We start from the raw sequence: 14,722 nt of genomic DNA, 5'->3' as shown, positions 1-14,722 counted from the left end.
AATTAAGAAACTGTATCACTTTTTATTTCATCCATAAAGTATTTCAGGATATTACCAACAGGAGTTGGTATCGCACCACAAAGAGTGCAAAGACAACCTTTTTGCATAGTAACTAATAAATCATTTAATAATTTTAGTGGAATTTTAGCGGTTTTTTTTAAAACCTGATCAAACATTTCTTTTCCTCTATAAGACCCAAGTCTTCCTGGAAAACATTTGCCACATGATTCTTCTGCAGAAAATTCAAATAAATGATGAATATATTCAACCATTGGAAAACTTTTAGGAATACTTACAACACTAGCATGTCCCAACATAAATCCTTTAGCACTAAATTCCTGAAAATCTAAATTTAGATTATCGATCTCACTTAAAGGCACCACACCTCCTAATGGACCTCCAATTTGAAAGGCTTTTACGGGCTCTTTATATCCTCCACCAATTTCGTTAAATATTTTTTTCATGGGTGTACCCATGTCAATCTCATACACCCCTGGTCTTTTAAAAAAGCTATCAAGACAAACTAATTTTGTACCAGCAGATTTTTTATTGCCAATAGCGGCAAACTTTTCAGCACCATTTATTAAAATTCCACTAGCCGCAGCTAAAGTTTCAACGTTATTAACCACCGTTGGCTTTTTATATAATCCTTCAGTTACTGGATAAGGAGGTCTTACATCAACCTCTGCTCTTCTACCTTCGATAGATGCGATCAACGCTGTCTCTTCTCCACAAATATAAGCACCTTGTCCAATACAAATATTTAGATCAAAAGAAAAATTAGTTCCTAAAATATTTTTTCCTAATAATTTTGCCTTTTTTAATTCATTAATAGATCCATTGAGCGCCTCGATAGATTTAGGGTACTCTCCTCTAATATATAATACTCCTTCATCACTTCCTATAACGTAACCACAAATCATCATTCCAAACAAAACTTTAAGTGGTTGATCTTCTAATAAATATCTATCTGAGAAAGCACCAGAGTCACCCTCGTCAGCATTGCAAATAACATATTTTTTATTTGATGGTACTTTGCTGCAAGCATCCCATTTCAATCCTGTAGGAAAACCAGCGCCACCTCTTCCTGACAAATTAGAATCGGATAATGATTTAATAATTAAATTTTTTTCTGTTTTAAGAAATTTATCTAGCAAATCTTTTACTTGTGAAATTGTTGACAACTTATCATCCATTAAAAAACTAGTCGTGGCATAACTTTTTGCAAAAAATTTATCCTGTGTAATTTTTTCACCCTTTATAATTTGATCAATTTTTTCAATATCTTTTCCTGCATAATTTTCACCCTCATAATGAAAAGCATTGTTTTCATAACAATGTCCTAAACAAAACATTTTACCCACTTTATCGTTGCCTAATTTTGCTTTTAAAGTCTTTTCTAATTTCTCCTGTGTGCCAGCACACATGCAAGCGCTACCATTGCATACGAATGCTTTTTTTTCACGATGTGCAGGTCTTAAGAATTCGTAAAAACTTTCTGCGCCATGAATCGTTGAAACTCCTAAATTATATTCTTTAGCAATCTCTTTAATATCCTTTGGTGAACCTTTAAGAACGTTTTCTGAGATCTTTTTAAATAAATTATCTTTTAAACCAACTCTTCCAGATAAATTGCTAATATTTCGGGACATAATTTTTTATCTTTTATATGATTATTTTTTGTTTATTTGAATAAATATTAAAACTATCTTTTTTTACAAACCCGACTAAAGTCATGTTGTATTTATTGGCTAAATCAATAGCGAGGCTTGTAGGAGCGCCTACACCGATCATAATTCCAATATTAGTCATCAAAACTTTTTGTACTAATTCAAAATTAAGTCGACCAGAACAGGCAATAAATTGTTTTTTTGGATTAAGGTTTTTCTTCTTTAAAATTCTTCCGACCAATTTATCAAGAGCGTTATGTCGACCTACATCCTCTCGAATTTCAACTAATTTACCATTATCTAAAAATAAGCCGCTTGCATGAATACCCCCTGTTTTAGAAAATTCTGACTGATTATCTCTTAAAATATCCGGCGATTGCAAAACTACTTTTTTAGATATTTTTGGTTCCGCTAATGATGGTTTCTTTGTTTTTATAATTTCCAATGCATCTAGAGAAGATTTACCACAAACGCCACAAGAAGAATTTGTTAAAAAATCTCTTTTAATTTTAGTGATATTTATATTTTTTGAATTATTTAATGTTGCTAATATTTTATTCTGAATTTTATACTGGCCAACTTTTGCTCCAAAACTTTTTATAGATTGAATGTGCTTAACATCCTGAACAATTTGCTCATTGAATAAAAAACCCCTTACCAAATCTTCATCATGGCCAGGGGTTCTCATGGTAATTGATAAGATTTGCGTAACCCAATTATCGTTATTTTTATATTTAATAGATATTTCTAGTGGTTCTTCAATTGAAACTAGATCATCAACATTTTTAAAATTATTAGATTTAAATTTTAAAACTTTGTATTTAGAATTCATTCAATTATTTTATAGGGTAATTCTTCTTTAATAAGAATTTATTTGTTAAAATTGCAAAAATTAAAATTATTAAACTACCAAAAATAATTGGATTAATTAAATATTGGTAAGAAACGTTTCCTATAATTACAATTATAGGATTCCCTCCTGCAGGTGGATGAACCACGTTAAAAAGTATCATAAAAAAAACTCCAAATCCGACGGCCAGAGCAATATTAATATAAATGGGCAATGGTATATGTTTTAAAAAAACTATTCCTGTTAAGGCTGTTAAAAAATGTCCAAAAAAAACATTCTTGGGTTGAGAAAAAGGACTCTCAGGAAACCCAAATAATAAAACCATCGAAGATCCAAAAGAGGCAATTAAAAAAACTCCTAAAGTAGTTTCGTAAGTTAACAGTGTTAAAGTTCCAATGGTCAAAATTGAAAACAAACCTGCGATGAAAGCTTTTACTAAATTAGATTTGTTTATTTTAATCATTTATATTTTTAGCGCTTTTGCAACGGTTCTTAAAGGTAGAAGCAAACATTCTTTTCTAGCTAAATTTTTTTTATTAAATATTTCTACAAATCCATTCCATTTTTTTTGAATATTTAAATTATTGTCGGTAAACATTTTTTCTGCAAACTGAAAAAAGTCTTTAAATGTATCAATACTTTGATCTTTAATTGTTCTTGAAAGTAAACTAACAGAAGCCTGGCAATATACACAAGATTTACAATTGTAAGCCATATCCTCAATGATATTTTTTTTTACAACTAAACTAATTTCCATTTCGTCTCCACAAATCGGATTTTTGTTTTTTGAGGAATGGGTAGGATTGCTAAGTTCTTTTTTATTTTCAGCGTGAGAAGCAATTTCTAAAATTTTTAAATCCATTATATATCTTTAATTGGTGTTTTAATGATTTATATTAAGAATAATGGATTATAACAGCATTTTAGGAGTTGTACTAGCAGGAGGGCAATCCAAGAGATTTGGCCAAGATAAATCTCAAGTTCAATTAGAAAGTAAAATATTAATTGATTATATTCTTCTAGAAATTTTGAATGAGTTTAATGAAATTTTAATTATTGCAAATAACGATATCAAGTTTTTTAATTCAAAAAAAATTAATAAAATTGAAGATTATAAAAAAAATTTAGGTCCATTAGGTGGTGTTTTAAGTGCTATGAAATGGATTAAAGAAAATAATAAGAAATATAAATGGATTTCAACCTTTCCTTCTGACACGCCTTTTTTTAAAAAAAAACACCTACATGATTTCCTAAATAATATTAACGAAAAACAGAGCAAACTTTTTTTTATTAAATCTAATGATAAAAGGCACAATATATTCGGGCTATGGTCGCTAGAACTATTAAATAGATTAGAGGATGATTTAGTTAACAAAGGAGAGCGAAAAGTTGAGGACTGGGCTAATAAAGTTGGGGTTAAGACGATTAACTTAGAATTTAAAAATAACGATCCTTTTTTTAATATTAATACTAAAGAAGACTTAGAAAAAGCAAAAGAGATAATAAAAAGTAATGATTAGTTATAAACGCTCTCAACAAATTTTAAAAAAAGCACCCATTAAAATTGGAGATGAAATTATTAATTGTGAAAATGCTTTAAATAGAGTTTTGTCTTTAAATATATTTTCAAATTATAATTATCCAGCTGCAAATAATGCGGCCTTTGATGGCTTTGCAGTAAACTCTAAAGACACTAAATTTTTAAATAAAAATTCGCCTCAAAAATTTAGAATTATAGGTTCAATGATTGCAGGAACAAAACCTATTACTAAAAAAATCAAAAAATTTGAAACTATTGAAATAATGACAGGTGGAATTGTTCCTAAGGGATTTGATACTATTATTCCAATTGAACAAATTGTGTTTTATCCAAATAAAGACAATCCAAAATATATAATTGTTGATAAGAGAATTAACAAAAATCAACACGTCAGATTTTTAGGATCAGATTATAAAAAAAATAATCTAATTATTAAAAAAGGAGCAATTATTCACTCTAATCATATTTTAGCTTTAAAAACCTTAGGAATTAAAAAAATTAAAGTTAAAAAAAAACCAAATATACTATTTTTTTCAACCGGTAATGAGATCTCAAATAGTGAGAATATTCCAGCATGGAAAGTTAGAAATTCAAATGGTCCCTATATTAAGTCGTTAAATGAAAACTTTTTGTTTAATTTCATTAACGGAGGAATTTTAAGAGATAATCATGCATCTATTTTTAAAAATCAGATCAATAAAATGTTAAAATCTAAGATAGATATAATTATTACATCAGGCGCAATTTCAGCTGGTAAATTTGATTTTATTCCAAGCATTGTAAAAACTTTTAAACTTTCAAATTATTTTAAAGGCGTTGAAATCAAACCTGGAAAACCAGTGTTATTTGCAAAAATTAAAGATAAGGCAATCTTTGGACTACCGGGCAATCCTATTTCAACAGCTGCTTGCTACAGATTTTTTGTAAATCCTTATTTGCTAAATATTTTAGGGGTTGAGACTGAAAGGCCAATTAAAGCAATTTTAAAAAATACTTATTTCAAAAAGAAAAATATGACTCATTTTGTCAAAGCCAAATTGAGTACTTCAAGTTCAGGCACCCTCCATCTTGAGGCTTTGAAAGGACAGGATTCATTTAGAATAAAACCTTTTGTTCAGTCTAATATTTGGGCTGCTTTTCCAGCAGGTAAACAAAGCTTTAAAAAAGGAGATATAATTGATTGTTTTTTTCCAAACTATACAAATTCAATTTAATATTACTTTTCTTTTAGGCGTGGAATAATATTAATAAAATTACAAGGTTGAAAACGAGAGTCTAATTGAAATTTTAAAATTCCCTCCCAAGCATCGGTAACTGCTCCAGAAGATCCTGGTAAGGCAAATATATATTTTCCTTTGCATATAATTCCTTGAGCGCGAGATTGAATGGTAGAAGTGCCAATTGTTTTGTAACTAAGCATTCTAAATATTTCACCAAATCCTGGAATATCTTTATCTTTAATTTCATCTAAGGCTTCAATGGTTATATCCCGACCTGTTAAACCAGTGCCACCTGTACTAATAATTATATCAACTGCTTCGTCGCACCATGCAAGAATAGTTTTTTTAATATCTGTTTTATCATCTTTTAAAATTTTTTTACTAACAACGGTATGTCCTAATTCTTTAATTTTAGTAACTAAAATATTACCCGATGTATCATTTGACTCATTTCTAGTATCTGAAATAGTTAAGACAGCAATATTAACGGGTATAAATTTTTTTGTACTATCAGTTTTCATAATTATGTATCATTAATACCTATAGATTAAAAAATATGCTATCCATAATTTTTTTTTTAGTTGCAGCTATCTACGCAAGTGTTGGTTTTGCAGGAGGAACTTCATATTTAGCATTACTTACAATTTATGACGTAGAATATTTGCTAATTCCAATTATAGCATTAACTTGCAATATTATTGTCGCAAGCGGAAATTGTTTTAACTATATAAGAGCTGGAAATTTAGATATAAAATTTTTAACTCCATATTTTTTAGGCTCAATACCTCTTGCTTATATTGGAGGAAAATTTCAAATAACAAAAGATTTTTTTCAAATTTTATTATTTTTTTGCCTAACGATAAGCAGTCTTTTACTTTTAATACAGACAAGACAATATAAATTAACAAATCAAATTATAAAAAAAATTCCATTTTTTTCTGCTGTTTTTATTGGGGCAATAATTGGCTTAGTGTCTGGAATTGTTGGAATTGGCGGAGGAATTTTACTTTCCCCTATACTATTTAATTTAAAAGCTGCTCAGCCTAATAAGATTGTTATGGCTGCGTCTTTATTTATTTTAATTAACTCTATTGCAGGATTTTTAGGACAAATTCAAAAATTTAATAATATTTCTCAACTACAACCTTATTTATATTTGCCTTTAGCTGTACTATTAGGAGGTCAACTTGGAAATTTTCTTAATATAAAAATATTAAAGTCACACATTCTTGCTTTATTAACTGCGGTTCTAGTTCTTATTGTTGCAATTCGTTTAGGTTTAAAAATATTCTTTTAATTATTTAGTTGCTTTTTCTACATAGAAAGAAACTGCATCAATTTCTTGAGGAGTTAAAATTTTATCGTTCCCAAAAGCCGGCATTATTCCAATACCATTAATAACTGCTTGTTTTACTTGTGCTTGCGTTGGCTTAAGATCATCTAAGCTTGGCCCAATATTTCCTTCAGACTTTGCATTTGTTAATTGATGACAACTTGCACAATTTCCTTTTTCATTAAATATTTTAAGACCTAAGATCATTTTATCTTGATCTGCTTTTGCGCTTACTTGAATAAAAAAAAATAGAATTAGAAAATTTAAGAAAATTTTCGAAAATTTAATTAAAAATTTATGCAACTGTAATTTTAACACTATGATCTAACCAACCATTGTGAGAATAGCCCTCATTATTCTCAAATCTTAACTTTGGTTGCGATCCTTTTTCATCAGTTGCTCTAGATGAAACTGTATAATTACCTTTTTCTAAATTTGCTTCAAACTGAAATTGTCTCCAAGCAAATTTCCCGAGATTAGGTCCAACAAATTTTGCATTCTTCCAAGTTTTTCCTTCATCAATAGACAGAGCAACACTTTTTAAAGGAGTACCATTACTAAATGCAACACCAGTAAAAACAACTTTTCCTGATTTTGCTGTGGTAAGTGGTGAAGTAATCCAACTTTTAACATTCATCTCCCAACAAGTGCCATCATTAGGTGTTGGCTTATCGCCAATCTTGTAAACTCGATAACGATTAGACATCATTTTAAAATCAGACTCTTTATCAGCAAAAACTAATTTATTAATATGTTTAACGTTATTTATTCCATAATACCCAGGCACAACTAATCTTAGTGGTCCTCCATGTGCATTTGGAATTGGAACCCCATTAATTTCCCAGGCTAACAAGCAATCTTCATAAGTAGAAATTGGCACTGATCTTTCAACAGCACCTTCTTTAGGATCAATATCTTTTGGTGCATCAGCTCCTGTTCCGGTTATGAATTTAACGCTAGGAGTAAGTCCCCCACATAATTCTGCTAAATATTTAACTGAAACTCCTGAAAAAGTAACGCAGGCTGCGCTACCAGTGTCCCACTTGGTTCCGCTTGGACCATGAGCAAAAAATTTACGACCATTTCCTGAACATTGAAGAACCATGGGAGTAATCTTTAGAGGCATTTTTTGTAGCTCTGCTAATGTAAATGTTCTAGGCTTTTGAACGCCTTGTACGTCTAACTTCCACTCAGATCTAACTCCTATTTGCTCATCAGTTAAAGATTTAACATTATTTCTAATGTACATATTTTCTATTGGAGTAATGATTCCATTTCCAATCATATCTCGGTGAGTTTCTACAGTTCCTTCTGTATGAATAATTAGCGCGTTTCTGTTTTTCCACTTAATATACTCTGGGGTAGCTTTTGGAGTTGCGCTAGAATGATCTGCCTTTGCAATATTGATGCCAAGATTTGTAAATGATGAAATAGCGGCTACTCCTGCGATAGCTGCCGAGCCAGTTAAAAAAGATCTTCTGTTAGAATTTGAAATTTTTTTCATATTTAGTGACTCAAAGCTTAATTTATTAAAATATTATATGCCCTTTAGTTTCAAGATAACTCACTTTTTGGTTGTAAAAAAATCTTTTGACTATCTTACTATTATAGATTGTAATCTCTAATTGATGGTTCATTTAAAAGATAATTTTGGAAGAACTTTTCCATATTTTAGAATTTCAATTACTGACGTGTGTAATTTTAAATGTGGCTATTGCTTACCCGATGGTTATCAAAAACCAAAAAATAAAAAAACTTTTTTAACTCTTGATGAAATTAGAAGAATTGGAATTGCCTTATCTGAACTTGGGGTTTGCAAAATTAGATTAACAGGTGGTGAGCCTACTGTGCGAAAAGATTTTTTAGACATTGTTAAAAATCTAAAATCTCTTCCAGGTATTAAAAAAGTAGTAATGACAACAAACGGTTACAACTTAAAGCAAATTGCAAGACCATTAATAGAAAATAAAATTGATGGAATTAATATTAGTATCGACAGTTTAGATAAAGAAAAATTCAAATTTATTACTGGAATGGATAAACTTGAAGATATCCTAGCAGGTCTTAAAATTTTGCAAGAAAATAATTTTAAAAAAATTAAAATTAATGCAGTTTTACTTAAGGGCGTAAACGATAGTGAGGAAGATTTTAATAATTGGCAACAATTTATAAAATCTAACTATGTAGACTTTCGTTATATTGAATTGATGCAAACAGGGGATAATTTAGATTACTTTAAAAAATATCATATCTCTGCAAATATATTTAGAGATTATTTAGTAAAGAACGACTGGATTCATCAAACTGCAGGTTTTGATTCAGGGCCAGCCAAAAGTTATATTCGTAAAGATTTTAGTGGAAAATTTGGAATTATAGCCCCGTATTCTAAAGACTTCTGTAAAAGCTGTAATCGCTTGAGAATTACTGCCCAAGGAGATTTGAGACTATGTTTATTTGGAGAAACTGGAATATCTCTTCGAGCACTATTGCAAAATGATAATCAAATTACTGAACTAAAAAATTTAATTAATAATCAACTGAATTTTAAAAAAGAATCTCATTATTTAGAGTTAGGAAATACTGGACTAACTCCTCACCTAGCTAGTATTGGAGGATAATGACAAATCTTAAAATTGTAGACACGGCTATTTTGAAAGATTGGGCAAAAGAAATTTTTACCAACAATAATTTTCACATGGTAGACGTTTCTCAAAAACAAAATACCCACCGCAAAGCATTAGCTATGGGAAAAATATATGTAGGTGAAAAAACATTTAAATTAATTCAAAACAAACAAATGCCTAAAGGTGATCCTATATCTCTAGCCGAAGTTGCTGCCCTTCTTGGCGTAAAAAAAACTAGTGAAATTATTCCACTATGCCATCCTCTAACCGTTGACTACAGTTCAACAAAAATTATTCAAAACTCCAATGACTTTTCACTGGAAACGTACTGTGTGGTTGCAGCATTTGCAAAAACAGGCGTTGAAATGGAGGCAATTATGGGAGTGAATGCGGCACTAGTTACTATTTATGATTTATGTAAAATTGTAAATCCTGATCTTAAAATTGATGGAGTTCGTTTGCTTATTAAACAAGGCGGCAAGTCAGGAACTTGGATAAATCCAAACGGACTACCTGAATTTTTACAAGATTTATTCTAAAAATTTTAGCAAGTTATGAAACTCATCTGTTATGAAAATTAAAGTAAAACTATTTGGAAATTGTAAAGATATTTTTAAAAATTCAGCATTACACTTAAATTTTAATAAAAAAATAAAAGTCAAAGATATCAGAAATAAATTAATAGAGATTATTGAAATAAAACATTCCACAAATAAATCTTATAAAGATCTAATAAAAAAATCAGCGTTTTGTTCAGAACAGGATGAAATTGTAAATGACTCTTACGTTTTAAAAAAAGATAAAATCATTTCAATTATACCTCCTATCGGAGGTGGTTAATGTTACACGTAGCGATTGTTGATACAAAAAAAATTAATATTATAAGAGCAGAAAAATTTGTAAAAAATTTTGCTGCTGGGGCAAGTATATTTTTTGTAGGAAATATTAGAAAAAACAATAACAACAAAAATGTAACAGGAATTACCTATGACTCTTTTAATAAACTTGTAATAAAAATATTTAAAAAGATTTATGGCGAGGGAATAAAGAAATTTAGATTAAAAAAAGCAAAAGTATTTATTGAACATGCTAAAGGGTATGTTCCATTAGGCAAGCCTTCAATTATAATTGCAGTATCTTGCAAACATCGATCAGAAGCTTATCAATTATCGAGATATCTTATTGAACAAATTAAAATTAGAGCCCCTATTTGGAAAAAAGAATATTATAAAAATCAAAAATCAGAGTGGCTCAAAGGAACTTCAATTAAAGTTAAATAGTATTTAATTATATAAAAAATCAAAATTAGATACTTCTCTTTAAACCTTTAAAACGTTTAAAATAAATAGTACTACTGCCATCACGGTCTTGTAGTGAAATGGATATCATCCTAGTCTTCGAAACTAGAGTTCTAGGTTCAAGTCCTAGCAAGACCACCAAAAATACTAATCATGTCTGCTAACGAATATAAATTTGAAATTACAGAAGAGAAAAATAATGCACGTTTAGACTCTACGCTTGCAGTTTTGATTCCAAATATAAGCAGAACAAGAATTAAAAATATTATTAATGAGGGTTTTGTTAAAATTAATAAAACTCAAATAACCCAAGCTTCTATTAAAGTTCACTCTTCTGACATTATAGAAGTATCAATTCCAGAATCTAAAGAAGTTAATATTTCAGCAAAGAACATTAAATTAGATATTCGCTATGAGGATAAAGATTTATTAATCGTTAATAAATCTCCTGAAATGGTTGTTCATCCGGGTGCTGGAAACTTTGATAACACTTTAGTAAACGCCCTTATGTTTCATTGTAAAAACAAACTTTCAACCATCGGTGGAGAGTTAAGACCGGGCATAGTTCATAGAATTGATAAAGGAACCAGTGGCCTGTTGGTGGTTGCAAAGAATGATCAGGCCCATATTTTTTTATCAAAACAGTTTGCAGAACATACAATCAAAAGAGTTTATGAAGTTCTTGTTTATGGAAGAATGAAACCAAGTTCTGGACAAATTTCATCTATGATTGGCAGAAGCAAATTCAATAGAAAAAAAATGAGTATAAATACTTCAAGAGGAAAGGATGCTGTTACCAATTATAAAACTCTAGAATTTTTTTCAGGAAAAAAAATTCCTGATATGAGTTTTCTTGAATGTAGACTAGAAACAGGAAGAACTCATCAAATTAGAGTGCATCTCTCCTCCAACGGTAATCCAATTATCGGTGATCAAATTTATGGAAAACAAAATAAATTTATCAGAGATATTGATCCTGAATTTAAAGAACTATTGGAGGGATTTAAAAGACAAGCTTTGCATGCAAGATCTATTGGATTTATTCACCCAACTTCAAAGAAAGAAATGGAATTTGAATGTGAAAAGCCAAAAGATTTTGAAAACTTAATAAAAATAATCAAAAAGCTTAAGTTTTAATATCTTGTCATAGAAGTTATAATGCTTACATAAGCAATATGGAAAAAATTGAAAAAAATTCTAATCTTCCAATCCTTTCGCCCGAAGGAAGTTTAAATTCTTATTTATTAAAAATTAGAAAATTTCCAATGTTAGAGCCTGAGCAAGAATATATTCTTGCAAAAAATTGGCGCGAGAAAGGCGATAGGGAGTCAGCTCACACTTTAGTTACCAGTCATTTAAGATTAGTTGCAAAAATAGCAATGGGATACCGAGGCTATGGTTTGCCTGTTGGGGAATTAATATCTGAAGGAAATATTGGCTTGATGCAGGCGGTTAAAAAATTTGATCCTGAGAGAGGATTTAGACTTGCCACCTATGCTATGTGGTGGATTAAAGCTGCAATCCAAGAATATATATTAAGATCCTGGAGCTTAGTTAAAATTGGAACAACTGCTGCTCAAAAAAAATTATTTTTTAATCTTAGAAAATTAAAAAATCAAATTTTTGCAATTGAAAGTGGCGACATGACTAATGCCCATGTTAAAGAAATAGCAAATCGGTTAGATGTAAATGAAGATGAAGTAATTTCAATGAATAGGCGTATGGCAGGACAAGAGCAATCATTGAATGCTAAAATTTCAGACGAAGAACAAGGTGGTCAGTGGCAAGATTGGATAGTAGATGAAAATGCTGATCAAGAATTGTTAATTTCTCAACGCCAGGAATTAGATCAGAAACATGCATTGTTACAAACAGCTTTGAAAGTCTTAGATCAAAGAGAAAAAGAAATTTTATATGATAGAAAACTTATTGATGAGCCAAAAACTTTAGAAGAACTTAGTCAGAAATATAAAATTAGCAGAGAAAGAGTTAGACAAATCGAAAACAGGGCTTTTGAAAAAGTTCAAAAAGCAATGCTAGAGAATATTAAAACAAAACCTTTCATTACGCATTAAAGGGATCTTCAATAAAAATCGTATCATCTCTCTCTGGACTTGTTGAAATACTTCCAATCTTAACGCCTATGAAATCTTCAATGGCTGCAATATAAACTTTGGCCTTCTCAGGTAATTCTTTATAATTTCTTATTCCCTTTGTCTCTGACTTCCAACCCTCAAAAGTTTTGTAGATAGGCTCTACTGCAAATTGATCCTCTGAAGCACTAGGAAAAAAATCAATTTCTTTACCTCGTAATTTATAACCTATACAAAATTTGATCTCTTCTAGTGTGTCTAGAACATCTAACTTGGTGAGAGCGATACCAGTAATTCCTGATATAGTTGCAGATTGTTTAACAAGAACTCCATCAAACCAACCACATCTTCTTTTTCTATTCGTTACAGTTCCAAATTCATGACCTCTTTGACCAATCAATTCTCCTGTTGCGTCTTTAAGTTCTGTTGGAAAAGGACCCTCTCCTACTCTTGTTGTATAGGCCTTGGTAATTCCAAGAACATAATCAATAGTTTTTGGTCCACATCCTGTACCAACCGAGGCTGTACCTGCGACTGTATTGGATGAGGTCACATAAGGATAGGTTCCATGATCAACATCAAGCAATATTCCCTGTGCACCTTCGAATAATATTTTTTTGTTTAATTTTTGAAATTCAGCAATCTTTTTCCATACGGGTTGAGAAAATTTTAATATTTTCGGAGCAATCTTTAACAACTCATTAATTAACTCTTCAGATTTATATATCTTTTTTTTTAAGCCTTTTCTGATTGCATTATGATGTTCTAAAATAACTTCTAGTCTTTGCTCTAAATTTGTCTTCGAACGCAAATCCATAACTCGAATTGAACGTCTACCAATCTTATCTTCGTAAGCTGGTCCTATACCTCTTCTTGTGGTTCCAATTTTAGATTTTGCAGCATCCTCCCTAATCTCATCCATTTCTTTATGAAAAGGTAAAATTAAAGTTGCTGTATCTGAAATAATTAAATTACTTTCATTAACATCAACCCCTTTTTTTTTAATTTCTTCAATTTCTTCTAATAATGCCCAAGGATCAATAACAACTCCGTTTCCAATAATTGAAATTTTATCTCCTCTAACAATTCCTGAAGGAAGTAATTTTAATTTAAAAACTTTTCCATTAATGACTAAAGTGTGGCCTGCATTATGACCGCCTTGAAATCTAATGACAACGTCGGCTTGCTCCGAAAGCCAATCCACAATCTTCCCTTTGCCCTCATCTCCCCACTGAGAGCCTACAACTACAACGTTTGTCATAAGTAAGTTTTTAAGATGTCTATAAGGATTTAAATTATTTAATTTAATAAAGCCATATGATTAATTGGCCCATGTCCTCGTCCAAATTTTGGGTTTAACAAAATTGCTTTATGTACATATTGAATAGATCGTCTGCATGATTCGTTCATATTATAATTTCTTGAAATAAAAGAGGCGATTGCACTAGATAAAGTACAACCAGTGCCATGTGTATTTTTGGTTTTTATTTTTTTATTTTTAAAAATTTTAATATTATTTTTTGAAATTAATACGTCTTCAATAATAGATTTATTAATATGCCCTCCCTTTATAAGAACAAATTTTGGTCCAAATTTTAAAATTTGTTTTCCAGCTTTAATTATATCGTCCAAAGTTTTAATTTTTTTATTTATTAAGGCTTCGGCTTCTGGAATATTTGGAGTTACTAATAATGCGTAAGGAAATAATTTTTCTCTTAAAAAATTAATAGAACTGTTGCTAATTAATCTTTGACCTCCTTTTGCAACCATCACAGGATCAATTACAATATTTTTTAACTTATGTTTTTTAATAGCTTTAATTACTTCTTTGATTACACACACATTATGCAACATCCCAATTTTTACAGAACTAGGTTTTATATCCTGAACTGAAAATGAAATTTGCTTAAAAATTTCTCTAGGCGGAATAGAAACGATTGATTTTACTCCCGTTGTATTTTGGGCAGTAATAGCTGTAATTGCTGTCATTGCATAAACGCCAAGTGCTGTTGCGGTTTTGATATCTGCTTGAATTCCAGCGCCCCCGCTGGAGTCTGACCCTGCAATAATTAATAATTTAGACTTTAGTTTCAA

Annotated in this window: 19 protein-coding genes and 1 tRNA gene; 10 read left to right on the top strand and 10 right to left on the bottom strand. The window is 30.2% G+C overall.

Translation table 11 applies throughout. The features are described 5' to 3' along the window. Window positions 1–2: 2 nt before the first annotated feature. Genes CR143_RS01635 through CR143_RS01620 form a run of 4 tightly spaced genes read right to left on the bottom strand, consistent with a single transcriptional unit; the run spans window position 3 to window position 3,382 of the window. Window positions 3–1,652, bottom strand: a complete 1,650-nt coding sequence (locus tag CR143_RS01635; protein ID WP_099340109.1) for an NADH-ubiquinone oxidoreductase-F iron-sulfur binding region domain-containing protein — start codon at window positions 1,650–1,652, stop codon at window positions 3–5. A 13-nt stretch (window positions 1,653–1,665) separates the two neighbouring features. Continuing rightward, window positions 1,666–2,502: a formate dehydrogenase accessory sulfurtransferase FdhD gene (gene fdhD / locus CR143_RS01630; RefSeq protein WP_099340108.1), complete on the bottom strand. Its 837-nt coding sequence runs from the start codon at window positions 2,500–2,502 to the stop codon at window positions 1,666–1,668. Window positions 2,503–2,506: 4 nt separating this feature from the next. Further along, window positions 2,507–2,983 carry an HPP family protein gene (locus CR143_RS01625; RefSeq protein ID WP_099340107.1) on the bottom strand — a complete coding sequence of 159 codons (477 nt, stop codon included), beginning with the start codon at window positions 2,981–2,983 and terminating at the stop codon, window positions 2,507–2,509. Beyond that, on the bottom strand, window positions 2,984–3,382 hold the full coding sequence (locus CR143_RS01620) for an iron-sulfur cluster assembly scaffold protein (RefSeq protein WP_099340106.1): 399 nt from the start codon (window positions 3,380–3,382) through the stop codon (window positions 2,984–2,986). 43 nt (window positions 3,383–3,425) lie between these two features. Between CR143_RS01620 and CR143_RS01615 the strand changes: the two genes are divergently transcribed. Both CR143_RS01615 and CR143_RS01610 read left to right on the top strand, forming a co-directional pair. Beyond that, window positions 3,426–4,040 (top strand): molybdenum cofactor guanylyltransferase, encoded by a 615-nt coding sequence (locus CR143_RS01615; RefSeq protein WP_099340105.1) that lies wholly within the window; start codon window positions 3,426–3,428, stop codon window positions 4,038–4,040. Next, on the top strand, window positions 4,033–5,274 hold the full coding sequence (locus tag CR143_RS01610) for a molybdopterin molybdotransferase MoeA (RefSeq protein WP_099340104.1): 1,242 nt from the start codon (window positions 4,033–4,035) through the stop codon (window positions 5,272–5,274). The genes CR143_RS01615 and CR143_RS01610 overlap by 8 nt, the downstream gene beginning before the upstream one ends. Window positions 5,275–5,276: 2 nt before the next feature. Here the strand turns inward: CR143_RS01610 and CR143_RS01605 are convergent, their stop codons facing one another. Then, window positions 5,277–5,801 (bottom strand): molybdenum cofactor synthesis domain-containing protein, encoded by a 525-nt coding sequence (locus tag CR143_RS01605; protein WP_169696837.1) that lies wholly within the window; start codon window positions 5,799–5,801, stop codon window positions 5,277–5,279. A gap of 35 nt (window positions 5,802–5,836) precedes the next feature. Here CR143_RS01605 and CR143_RS01600 point away from each other — a divergent pair, with 35 nt between their 5' ends. Beyond that, a complete protein-coding gene (locus tag CR143_RS01600; RefSeq protein WP_099340103.1) occupies window positions 5,837–6,577 on the top strand; it encodes a sulfite exporter TauE/SafE family protein in 741 nt (246 codons plus the stop codon). Here CR143_RS01600 and CR143_RS01595 read toward each other — a convergent pair whose 3' ends face one another. After that, a complete protein-coding gene (locus CR143_RS01595) occupies window positions 6,578–6,820 on the bottom strand; it encodes a c-type cytochrome (RefSeq protein ID WP_157780305.1) in 243 nt (80 codons plus the stop codon). Window positions 6,821–6,908: 88 nt separating this feature from the next. Then, a complete protein-coding gene (locus tag CR143_RS01590) occupies window positions 6,909–8,117 on the bottom strand; it encodes a sulfite oxidase (RefSeq protein WP_099340101.1) in 1,209 nt (402 codons plus the stop codon). A 124-nt stretch (window positions 8,118–8,241) separates the two neighbouring features. On the opposite strand from CR143_RS01590, the gene moaA reads away from it, so the two are divergent. Together moaA and moaC are read left to right on the top strand one after the other, a co-directional pair. Further along, window positions 8,242–9,231 carry a GTP 3',8-cyclase MoaA gene (gene moaA / locus CR143_RS01585; protein ID WP_099340100.1) on the top strand — a complete coding sequence of 330 codons (990 nt, stop codon included), beginning with the start codon at window positions 8,242–8,244 and terminating at the stop codon, window positions 9,229–9,231. Further along, complete coding sequence (gene moaC, locus CR143_RS01580) at window positions 9,231–9,776, top strand: cyclic pyranopterin monophosphate synthase MoaC (RefSeq protein ID WP_099340099.1); 546 nt, start codon at window positions 9,231–9,233, stop codon at window positions 9,774–9,776. Before moaA ends, moaC begins: the two co-directional genes overlap by 1 nt. Here moaC and CR143_RS06450 read toward each other — a convergent pair. Beyond that, complete coding sequence (locus CR143_RS06450) at window positions 9,768–9,899, bottom strand: hypothetical protein (RefSeq protein ID WP_157780304.1); 132 nt, start codon at window positions 9,897–9,899, stop codon at window positions 9,768–9,770. The two genes, moaC and CR143_RS06450, sit on opposite strands and share 9 nt — an antisense overlap. Here CR143_RS06450 and CR143_RS06400 point away from each other — a divergent pair. From CR143_RS06400 to rpoH, 5 genes are all read left to right on the top strand, one after another. Then, on the top strand, window positions 9,847–10,077 hold the full coding sequence (locus CR143_RS06400; protein WP_420886325.1) for a hypothetical protein: 231 nt from the start codon (window positions 9,847–9,849) through the stop codon (window positions 10,075–10,077). The two genes, CR143_RS06450 and CR143_RS06400, sit on opposite strands and share 53 nt — an antisense overlap. After that, window positions 10,077–10,517: a molybdopterin synthase catalytic subunit gene (locus tag CR143_RS01570; RefSeq protein WP_099340097.1), complete on the top strand. Its 441-nt coding sequence runs from the start codon at window positions 10,077–10,079 to the stop codon at window positions 10,515–10,517. The genes CR143_RS06400 and CR143_RS01570 overlap by 1 nt, the downstream gene beginning before the upstream one ends. Before the next feature lie 84 nt (window positions 10,518–10,601). After that, window positions 10,602–10,676: transfer RNA gene (locus tag CR143_RS01565), tRNA-Arg, on the top strand. A 12-nt stretch (window positions 10,677–10,688) separates the two neighbouring features. Continuing rightward, window positions 10,689–11,672, top strand: a complete 984-nt coding sequence (locus CR143_RS01560) for an RluA family pseudouridine synthase (protein WP_099340096.1) — start codon at window positions 10,689–10,691, stop codon at window positions 11,670–11,672. A gap of 38 nt (window positions 11,673–11,710) precedes the next feature. Further along, window positions 11,711–12,610 carry an RNA polymerase sigma factor RpoH gene (gene rpoH, locus CR143_RS01555; protein ID WP_099340095.1) on the top strand — a complete coding sequence of 300 codons (900 nt, stop codon included), beginning with the start codon at window positions 11,711–11,713 and terminating at the stop codon, window positions 12,608–12,610. Here the strand turns inward: rpoH and CR143_RS01550 are convergent. Together CR143_RS01550 and thiD are read right to left on the bottom strand one after the other, a co-directional pair. After that, window positions 12,600–13,889 carry an adenylosuccinate synthase gene (locus CR143_RS01550; RefSeq protein WP_099340094.1) on the bottom strand — a complete coding sequence of 430 codons (1,290 nt, stop codon included), beginning with the start codon at window positions 13,887–13,889 and terminating at the stop codon, window positions 12,600–12,602. The genes rpoH and CR143_RS01550 overlap by 11 nt on opposite strands. 38 nt (window positions 13,890–13,927) lie before the next feature. Continuing rightward, the gene (thiD, locus tag CR143_RS01545) at window positions 13,928–14,722 is read right to left on the bottom strand and encodes a bifunctional hydroxymethylpyrimidine kinase/phosphomethylpyrimidine kinase (RefSeq protein WP_099340093.1); all 795 of its coding nucleotides are present in this window, start codon (window positions 14,720–14,722) and stop codon (window positions 13,928–13,930) included.

The sequence above is a fragment of the Candidatus Fonsibacter ubiquis genome, assembly GCF_002688585.1.
Lineage (GTDB): Bacteria > Pseudomonadota > Alphaproteobacteria > Pelagibacterales > Pelagibacteraceae > Fontibacterium > Fontibacterium commune.
The sequence above is the reverse complement of the archived record's forward strand: the minus strand, read 5'-3'. Positions and strand labels throughout refer to the sequence as shown.